This is a genomic window from Seonamhaeicola marinus, from assembly GCF_008085455.1.
This window is the reverse complement of the sequence record NZ_VSDQ01000315.1, coordinates 1-217: the sequence shown is the minus strand read 5'-3', so window position 1 is coordinate 217 and position 217 is coordinate 1. Positions and strand designations below refer to the sequence as shown.

General features: G+C 36.4%; 1 protein-coding gene. It reads right to left on the bottom strand.

What is annotated here, in order from left to right:
* A partial coding sequence (locus tag FUA24_RS04145) for a sigma factor (protein ID WP_317131932.1) occupies positions 1–217 on the bottom strand: 217 nt, incomplete at both ends.

Here is a 217-nt window from a genome sequence, read left to right as displayed (position 1 = left end):
ACGGATCTGCTACGCGTTCTTCTAACCAATCACCTTCGGTTTCAGCATCATTGTAACTCATTCTTACTTCGGCCTTACCTTTGTTAGAATTTATTTTTCGGTAATAATCAATAATTTTTCTTTTAAGAATACTAATAAGCCAAGTGCGCTCGCTGGCTTCTCCTTTAAAGTTTTTCATTGATTTTAAGCCCGCCAAAAATGTATCTTGTACAAGGTC